At 70.3% G+C, this 8,731-nt stretch carries 9 protein-coding genes; 7 read left to right on the forward strand and 2 right to left on the reverse strand.

The window, feature by feature from the left end:
• The coding region (locus Y704_RS24665) for a protein adenylyltransferase SelO (protein WP_035773198.1) at positions 1-1,368 on the reverse strand (1,368 nt) is incomplete at its 3' end.
• Positions 1,369-1,534: 166 nt separating this feature from the next.
• Here Y704_RS24665 and Y704_RS0116270 point away from each other — a divergent pair.
• From Y704_RS0116270 to Y704_RS0116300, 7 genes are read left to right on the forward strand one after another with little or no spacing between them, the layout of a single operon-like run.
• Positions 1,535-2,083 (forward strand): D-glycero-alpha-D-manno-heptose-1,7-bisphosphate 7-phosphatase, encoded by a 549-nt coding sequence (locus tag Y704_RS0116270; protein WP_051477271.1) that lies wholly within the window; start codon positions 1,535-1,537, stop codon positions 2,081-2,083.
• Positions 2,080-3,183 carry a glycosyltransferase family 9 protein gene (locus Y704_RS22150; protein WP_051477272.1) on the forward strand — a complete coding sequence of 368 codons (1,104 nt, stop codon included), beginning with the start codon at positions 2,080-2,082 and terminating at the stop codon, positions 3,181-3,183. The genes Y704_RS0116270 and Y704_RS22150 overlap by 4 nt, the downstream gene beginning before the upstream one ends.
• Positions 3,180-4,181 (forward strand): glycosyltransferase, encoded by a 1,002-nt coding sequence (locus Y704_RS0116280; RefSeq protein ID WP_026550889.1) that lies wholly within the window; start codon positions 3,180-3,182, stop codon positions 4,179-4,181. Before Y704_RS22150 ends, Y704_RS0116280 begins: the two co-directional genes overlap by 4 nt.
• Positions 4,178-5,470, forward strand: a complete 1,293-nt coding sequence (locus Y704_RS22155) for a glycosyltransferase (RefSeq protein ID WP_051477273.1) — start codon at positions 4,178-4,180, stop codon at positions 5,468-5,470. The genes Y704_RS0116280 and Y704_RS22155 overlap by 4 nt, the downstream gene beginning before the upstream one ends.
• Positions 5,471-5,499: 29 nt before the next feature.
• Complete coding sequence (locus tag Y704_RS0116290; RefSeq protein WP_253904380.1) at positions 5,500-6,114, forward strand: D-sedoheptulose-7-phosphate isomerase; 615 nt, start codon at positions 5,500-5,502, stop codon at positions 6,112-6,114.
• Entirely contained in the window at positions 6,111-7,478 is a 1,368-nt protein-coding gene (locus Y704_RS0116295) for a PfkB family carbohydrate kinase (RefSeq protein WP_026550891.1), read from the forward strand. The genes Y704_RS0116290 and Y704_RS0116295 overlap by 4 nt, the downstream gene beginning before the upstream one ends.
• Before the next feature lie 56 nt (positions 7,479-7,534).
• A complete protein-coding gene (locus tag Y704_RS0116300; protein ID WP_051477274.1) occupies positions 7,535-8,266 on the forward strand; it encodes an SDR family oxidoreductase in 732 nt (243 codons plus the stop codon).
• Here Y704_RS0116300 and Y704_RS22160 read toward each other — a convergent pair.
• Positions 8,232-8,731 (reverse strand): glycosyltransferase family 9 protein (locus tag Y704_RS22160; protein WP_162149426.1); only part of this gene is annotated, 500 nt, incomplete at its 5' end. The genes Y704_RS0116300 and Y704_RS22160 overlap by 35 nt on opposite strands.

Raw genomic sequence — 8,731 nt, forward strand, 5'->3', positions numbered from 1 at the left:
GAACGGCTCCTGGTCGCCGCCGGTGGCAGCGTCGAGGGCGGCCTCGACGAGATGGTTGCGCGGGATATAGACGGGATTGACCCGATCCATCCCGTCGGCGTCCGGCCCGAGCGCGCGCCAGCGCTCCAGCCAGGCGTCGAACGCCGTCGCATCCGGAAAGAGGGCCCGCGCGGGCCCCGTCACGCCGCGGGCGGCTGCGCCGAGCCTGCGGAAGAACGATGTGTAATCGATGCGGTCCTCCCGGAGCAGGGTGAGCAGGTCATCCACCAGGGACGGAATGGTGGCGTCGTCCCTGCTGTCGGGCACTGCGGACACCCCGGACAGCCCCAGCTTGGTCCTCATCCCGTCCGACCAGGCGGCGCTGTACTGCCGGGGAAACGCGTCGAGTGACTCCATCGCCAGTGGGATCGCCTGGTCCTGGTCCTCATGGAAGAGGGGCAGGAGGGCCTCGGCGAGCCGGGCGAGGTTCCACTGCGCCACGACGGGCTGGTTCCCGTAGGCGTAGCGCCCGCCGTGGTCGATCGAGCTGTAGACAGTGGCCGGGTCGAAGGCCTCCAGGAATGCGCACGGTCCGTAGTCGATGGTCTCGCCCGAGATGGTCATGTTGTCGGTGTTCATGACCCCGTGGACGAACCCCACGAGCATCCATCGGGCTACCAGCGACGCCTGCGCGGCGACCACCGCCTCGAAGAGCGAGCGGTGCGGGTGTTGGGCCTCTGCGGCGTCGGGATAGTGGCGGGCGATGGCGTGATCGGCGAGGCGGCGCAGGAGGTCGATGTCGCCCGTGGCGCGGGCGTACTGGAAGCTGCCCACGCGCAGGTGGCTGTCCGCGACCCGGGTGAGCACGGCGCCCGGCAGCAGGGTCTCGCGGCGTACCGACCTTCCCGTTGCCACCACGGCGAGGGAGCGTGTCGTCGGTATGCCAAGGGCGTGCATCGCCTCGCTGATGACGTATTCGCGCAGCATCGGGCCGACGGCAGCCAGTCCGTCGCCGGCGCGCGCGAAGGGAGTGCGGCCGGAACCTTTGAGGTGGATGTCGCGGAGGTGCCCTTCGGCGTCGGCGGCCTCGCCCAGCAGGAGTGCGCGCCCGTCGCCTAGACGCGGGTTGAATCCGCCGAACTGATGCCCGGCGTAGGCCTGCGCCACCGGAGTGGCACCGACGGGAACCAGGTCGCCGACCAGCAGGCGCAGGCCGTCCGGGCTCCGCAGCCACGCGGGGCTCAGGCCCAGCTCGGCGGCAAGCGGCTCGTTGAGCACGAGGAGCCGGGGGTCGGGAGCCTTTTCGGCTTCCCAGGGGACGGCCATCTCCGCAAGGTCGCGGGCGAACTGGTTGGACAGGGTCACGGTCGGTGAAGGGACGGCGCTCACCTTCTCCACGGTACAGGGGACCTCCGAACTGGTCACCTTCGTCAGGATTTCTTCCGGTCCATCTATTGGCAGTTGACAGTGCCGCCGTGACCAGCCGGAGGGGCAGGGGAAGAAGAAGTTCCCCCTCAAGTGTTTAGCACTGCTTCTTCTCGGGAACAGAGCTTGTATGACGTTTTTCCCCATCGACTCCGCTGCGGCGCCCAGGGCGGTCCTGTTCGACCGCGACGGCACGCTCGTGGTCGATGTGCCGTACAACGGGGACCCGGAGCTGGTGCGGGAAGTGGAGGGAGCGCGGCAGGTGCTCGACGCACTGCGGAAGGCCGGAGTTCCACTCGGCGTGGTGACCAACCAGTCGGGAATCGCCCGCGGCCTTCTCACCCGCGGCCAGGTGGACGCCGTCAATGCCCGGGTGGAGGAACTCCTTGGTCCGTTCGAGGTCTGGGAAGTCTGTCCGCACGGGAACGGTGACGGGTGTGCCTGCAGGAAACCGGAGCCGGGAATGGTTCTGAGCGCATCCCGCAGGCTCGGCATCGACCCGTCGGAGATGGCACTGATCGGCGATATCGGAGCAGACGTCGACGCCGCAGCCGCCGCCGGTGCCAGGGGCGTGCTCGTCCCCACGCCAGGAACGCGCCGTGAGGAAGTCGAAGCAGCAGCACTCGTCGCCCCCGACCTGGCGGGCGCCCTCGAGCTGCTGTGGGGGAACGGTAAGTGAGCGCCAGGGTGCTCGTGGCCCGGCTCGACAGCGCCGGAGACGTGCTGTTGGCGGGCCCGGCAGTGCGGGCGGTCGCCGCAGGACGACGCGAGGCGGCGGCGAGCGACGTCGTGATGCTGTGCGGACCGCAGGGCGCGCCGGCAGCGCGCCTGCTTCCGGGCGTGGCCGATGTCTTCACGTGGGAGGCGCCATGGATCGTCGATCCCGCTCCGGCGATCACCCCCGCACGAACCGGCAGCCTGGTGGACTACGTGTCCGGCGCGGGCGTCGAGGAAGCCGTGATCCTCACCTCCTTCCACCAGTCCCCGCTTCCGCTGGCATTGCTGTTGCGGCTTGCCGGAGTGGAACGGATCACCGGAGCGTCGGTGGACTATGCGGGAAGCCTGCTCGACGTGCGCCTGAGGCCCGGTGAGGATTTCCCCGAGGACCAGCCCGAAGCGGAGCGCGCGCTCGGCATCGCCAATGCGGCAGGTTTCGTGCTGCAGGACGACGACGACGGCCGCCTCCGGGTGACCGAACTTCCCGACGTTCGCCACCTCGTGGGCGGAAGTCCCTACATCGCGGTCCACCCGGGGGCAGCAGTCCCCTCGCGCGCGTGGCCGCCCCTTCACCACGCTGCGGCAGTGGAGCTCCTCACTGCGGCGGGCTTCCGCGTCGTAGTGACGGGGGGCCCGGCTGAGAGGGAACTCACGGCCACTGTCGCCGGGCCCGAGGGCATCGACCTGGGCGGGCGCACCGACCTTCGTACCCTGGGGGCGGTGCTGGAGGGGGCAACCGTCGTGATCACCGGAAACACCGGGCCGGCGCACCTCGCCGCCGCCGTCGGAACGCCGGTTGTCTGCCTGTTCTCGCCGGTGGTGCCGGCCGTCCGCTGGGCCCCGTATCGTGTGCCCGTCGAGCTGCTGGGGGACCAGCACGCTGCCTGCGCCGGAAGCAGGGCGCGCACCTGCCCGGTGCAGGGACATCCCTGCCTGTCCGGGGTGTCACCCGAGGACGTCGTGGAGGCGGTGCTGAGGCTCAGCTCGGGCGTGTCCTCGCTGGGGTCCCGCCGCAGTATAGGACGCACCGACGGCAGGCGCCGGAGAAAGGGAACTCCATGAGGATCCTGCTGTGGCACGTCCACGGAGGGTGGACCGACGCCTTCGTGCGGGGGGACCACACCTACGTGCTGCCCACCAGTGCCGTGGGCGGCGCGTGGGGCCTCGGCCGGGCCGGCCGCGACTGGCCGCCCACCGTCCTCGAGGTGGCGACCGAGGACCTGCGGGACCAGGATTTCGACGTCGTGGTCCTCCAGCGCGTCGAAGAGATCGAGGAGTGCGGAAGGTTGCTGGGCCGGACGCCCGGCCGGAACCTCCCGGCGGTCTTCCTCGAACACAACACCCCCAAGGGCGGCGTCCCCTCCACCGGGCACCCGCTGCGGAGCCAGACCGAGATCCCGATCGTACACGTCACCCACTTCAACGACCTGTTCTGGGATAGCGGCATAGCGCCCACCACGGTGATCGAACACGGGATCGTGGACCCTGGCCATCGGTACACCGGGGAGTCGGAACAGCTTGCTGTGGTCATCAACGAGCCGGTCCGCAGGGGCCGCGTCACGGGAACCGACCTGCTGGGACGCTTCACGGATCTCGCCCCGCTGGAGGTGTTCGGCATGGGCACGTCCGGCCTGGCACAGGCCGCGGGCCTCGACCCGGCGCGGATCAGGATCGGGGGAGACCTCCCGACGGCGCAGCTCCACGCGCGCCTGGCACGTTCCCGCGCCTATCTGCATCCGCTGCGGTGGACCTCCCTGGGACTGGCGCTGCTCGAGGCGATGCATCTCGGCATGCCGGTGCTCGCGCTGGCCACCACCGAAGCGGCACGCGCCGTTCCTCCCGGGGCCGGTGCCGTGTCGACAAACATCGAGGACCTCCGCCGGATGGCCAGGCTGCTGCTCGATGATCCGGACGAGGCACGGGCGCGCGGTACCGTTGCACGCGCGGCCGCGCTCGAACGCTACGGATTGCACCGATTCCTTGCCGACTGGGACAGCGTCCTGGAGCGGACAGCAGGGCGCTCCCGCGTCCTGGCAGTAACCGAGAGGGGAGCCCAGTGAAAATTTCGATGGTATCGGAGCATGCCAGTCCATTGGCAGCGCTCGGAGGGGTGGATGCCGGCGGCCAGAACGTGCATGTGGCGGAGCTTTCCCTCGCGCTGTCACGGCGCGGACACGATGTCACGGTGTACACCCGGCGCGATGATCCTTTCCTACCCGACCGCGTGCGCACCGGCCCCCGGCTCGAGGTGGTCCACGTGGCAGCAGGACCCGCGCGCGTCGTCGCCAAGGACGGCCTGCTGCCCTACATGGGGGAACTCGCCGAGGGCATTCTTGCCGACTGGGGCACGCGGCCCCCGGAGATCGTGCACGGACATTTCTGGATGTCCGGCCTGGCAGCGCTCGACGCCGCCGGCCGCTCGCGGACAGCCGGCCGCCCCGTCGAAGTGGTGCAGACCTTCCACGCACTGGGCACCGTCAAGCAACGGCACCAGGGCACCGACGACACCAGCCCCGCCGACCGGATTCTGCTCGAGGCGATGGTGGGCCGCAGTGCGCGCCGTGTGATTGCCACCTGCACCGACGAGGTCTTCGAACTGAAGTCGATGGGGGTGGCCGGGAACCGGGTATCCATTGCTCCCTGCGGCGTCGACCTCGACCTCTTCACGCCCAACGGTCCGGCCGAAGCGAGGGGCGCGTCCCACCGTATTGTCAGTGTCGGCCGCCTCGTGCCGCGGAAGGGCATGGACCTGGTGATCCGCGCGCTGCGTGAGCTCAAGGACATCGGGCACGACGACGTCGAACTGGTGATCGTGGGCGGTCCCGGCAGCTCAGCGGGGCTCGACGGGGACCCCGAGGCGCAGCGGCTGAGAACCCTCGCCCGAGAGCTGGGTGTCGCGGACCAGGTGGAGCTGCGCGGCCAGGTACAGCGGGGCGAGATGCCTGCTCTACTGCGCAGCGCCGACGCCGTCGTCTGCGCTCCGTGGTACGAACCGTTCGGCATCGTGCCGCTGGAGGCAATGGGCTGCGGAGTGCCGGTGATCGCCGCCGCTGTGGGCGGGCTCGTGGATACGGTGGTGGACGGCCGCACGGGGGTGCACGTTCCGCCGCAGGATCCGCAGGCCATCGCGCGCGCCGTGGCCGAGGTCCTGGCCGATCCTGAATGGGCCCGCGGGCTGGGCAGGAACGGGAACCGCAGGGTGCGTGCGCGCTATTCCTGGAGCAGGATTGCGGCGGACACCGAGAAGGCCTATCAGCTGGCACTCCGCAGCGGCAGTGCGGCTGTGGAGGAGTTCGACGGAAGAGGTTCCGCCAGACATCTCGAGAGCACGGGAGGGAGGGCACTGTGAGCGCCGAAGCGAGCAGCTTACTGACGCCCCTGCATGCTGGTGAGCCGCAGCCGGACCCGGCGCCCGGGGAACTGGTCCGGAACCATCTTCGCGGGGTGATGCCGGCCCTGCAGTCGCTGTTCGTCCAGTCCGACCACCTCGCACGATGGGGAGTTGAACTCGCCGATCGGTTGCTGAGAGGTCAGCGCGTCCTCGCCGCAGGCAACGGCGGCTCGGCGGCCGAGGCGCAGCACCTGACGGCAGAGCTCGTCGGCCGGTTCGACGGTGAGCGGGAGCCCTTCTCGGCCATCTCGCTGCACGCGGAGAGCTCCGCCGTGACCGCCATCGCCAATGACTACGGATTCGACCAGGTCTTCGCCCGGCAGGTCCGGGCGCACGGGAGGCCCGGGGACATCCTGGTGCTGCTGAGCACCAGCGGAAAGAGCCCCAACCTCCTGAACGCGGCGGCGGCAGCCCGGGATGCGGGAATCACCACCTGGGCCCTGACGGGAGCGGGCCCCAACCCGCTGATCGACTGCGTGGACGAGTACGTGGCGATCGACGCCGGGTCGGCGAACGCCCAGGAGGGCCACCTGATGGCCCTGCACGCGCTATGCCGGGCGTTCGACGCCGAGGTGCTGGGACGACGGAGGGCAGGGCAGTGAAGATACTCGTGGTGGGCGATGTCCTGCTGGACACAGACCTTTCGGGGGACGCGGGCAGGCTGTCGCCGGATGCGCCGGTTCCCGTGGTCGACGTGGACGCGGTACGGCGCCGAGCCGGAGGAGCGGGACTCGTGGCCCGGATGCTCCAGCTCGACGGGCACGAAACCGGCCTCGTCACCGTCCTGGGAAGCGACGACGCCGCCGGGCTGCTGCGCGCCGAACTCGACGGCATTGCCCTGACCTACGGGCCATCGGGCGCTCCGACGCCGGTCAAGACACGCGTCCGCGCGGCCGGACAGGCGGTGGTGCGCTTCGACGAGGGGTGTGCCAGGCCTCCGGTGCCGGCATGTACAACGGAAATGCTGACTGCCCTGGAATCCGCCGACGCGATCGTCGTGGCCGACTACGGGCGCGGACTGACGGCGAACCCTGAGCTTCGGGCGGCCCTGGCGCACCAGCTCGGACGGATACCCGTCATCTGGGATCCGCACCCGGCCGGCGCCGACCCGATCCCCGGCGCCACCGCGGTCACACCCAATCTCCTCGAGGCCCTGCTGTTCACCGGTGTGGAGGGGAGCGGGGCGCAGGCGGCCGCCGCGGCAGCCGAGGTGCTCCTCGACCGCTGGAGGAGCGGAGCGGTGGTCGTCACCATGGGAGGGCAGGGTGCCCTCGTTGCGGTCCGCGGCGCACTTCCCCAGGTGGTCCCGGCTCCGAGGGTGTCAGTAATGGATCCCTGCGGTGCGGGTGACCGCTTCGCGTCGTCCCTCGCCGTGCACCTCACCGCCGGTCTCGCCGTCGATGCGGCGGCCCAGGCGGCCGCGCAGGCGGCCGCAACCTTCCTTGCCGCGGGAGGAGTGTCCACGCTGCTGACCCCGCAGCCGGAGCAGCCCCGGGAACTCAATGCGCCGGGCCACGATGCACTGAATGTCGCCCGGCGCACCCGCGAGGCAGGCGGCACGGTGGTGGCGACCGGCGGGTGCTTCGACCTGCTCCACGCCGGGCACGCCCGCACCCTCGCCGCCGCCCGCAGGCTCGGCGACTGCCTGATCGTCTGCCTCAACTCCGACTCCTCCGTCCGGGGGCTCAAGGGCGAATCGAGGCCCATCATGGGGGAGGAGGACCGCGCTGAGCTGCTGGCGGCCCTTGAGTGCGTCGACGCGGTGCTGGTCTTCGACGAGTCGACGCCCGAGGACGCGATCGCCCGGCTCCGGCCGGACATCTGGGTCAAGGGAGGCGACTACGCAGCCAAGGACCTCCCCGAGGCGAAGCTCGTGAGCAGCTGGGGCGGCCGCACCGTCACCGTTCCCTACATCCCTGCACGGTCGACCACGAAACTGGCCGCCGCGCTCGCCAGGGTGGGTTGACCGCGCGCGGAGCGGACCCCCAGGCAGTTCCATTCCAGCAATCGAAAGGAAGACACATGACGCTCGAAACAGCCAACTCCACGGCCACAGCAGGCAGTTCCTTCAACCCGGGACGCGTCCTGGTGACGGGGGGAGGCTCCGGACTCGGCGCCGCCGTCGTTCAGGCCGTGCTCGCTGCCGGCGGAACGCCCGTGGTGCTCGACCTCGACACCAGCCGGGTCACCGGCGTCAAGGCGTTCACTGTCGATGTGGCCGACCGGGCAGCAGTTGAGGCCGCGGTCACGGAAGCCGCCGAAACGATGGACGGACTCGACGCCGTCGTTACCGCTGCAGGGATCGACCGCTGCGGGGCGCTCAGTGACGTGCCCGCCGACCAGTGGGAGAAGGTGGTGGGCGTCAACCTGATGGGCACTGTTTCCACCGCCCGCGCAGCGCTTCCTTTCTTGTTGCAGACCCACGGGCGGATCGTGACGATCGCCTCGACGCTCGGCATCAAGGCCGTGGCCGATGCCACCGCGTACTGTGCCTCGAAGTTCGGGGTGATCGGATTCTCACACGCGCTGGCGGCGGAGACCACCGGGCAGATCGGTGTCACCACCATCATTCCCGGCGGCATGAAGACGCGGTTCTTCGACGACCGCGACGAGCAGTACAGGCCGCAGGATGACTCTCGGCTCAATGACCCGGAGCGCGTCGCCGCAGCCATCCTGTTTGCGCTCTCGCAGCCACGGGGCTGCGAGATCCGCCAGATGGTCATCGCCCACGAAGAAGAAGGCTCGTGGCCCTGAGTTCGCGGACATCCTCGTAGACGGCGGCGGGCCGGACCGACTCGACGAGGGAGTCGTCGTGCTCGCAGCGTTCGGCGGTCCAGCCCACCTGGGTGACGTCCACGCCGCACACCGGGCAGGCGGTCACCCAGGAGAGATGGACCCGGTGCAGGGTGCGTCCCATGGCCCCGGCGTTGATGACATTGCCGATCCAGTAGATTCCGACGGTCGGCGTGCCGACCGCCTGGGCCAGGTGCCGCGGGCCGCTGTCATTGCCGACCATCACGGCGCTCGCCGCCAGCACGCCGGTGAGCCCGCCCAGCGACAGCTCTCCTGCCACCGACCGGATGTCGGTGCCGGGCGCGCTGTCGAGGGAGAGCCGCACGATCTCGTCGGCTACAGCGGCATCGCCGTCGTCTCCCACCACGACGATGCGGCTTCCGTCCCGCGCGGCGAGTGCTGCGACGGCGGCGAACGACGACGCCG

This window comes from Arthrobacter sp. Br18 (assembly GCF_000520555.1).
GTDB lineage: Bacteria > Actinomycetota > Actinomycetes > Actinomycetales > Micrococcaceae > Arthrobacter_D.

What these genes read in the sequence shown, in the direction of transcription:
- Y704_RS0116270 (WP_051477271.1), top strand. Translation starts at nt 1,535, where the DNA reads ATGACGTTTTTCCCCATCGACTCCGCTGCGGCGCCCAGGGCGGTCCTG.
- Y704_RS0116280 (WP_026550889.1), top strand. Translation starts at nt 3,180, where the DNA reads ATGAGGATCCTGCTGTGGCACGTCCACGGAGGGTGGACCGACGCCTTC.
- Y704_RS0116300 (WP_051477274.1), top strand. Translation starts at nt 7,535, where the DNA reads ATGACGCTCGAAACAGCCAACTCCACGGCCACAGCAGGCAGTTCCTTC.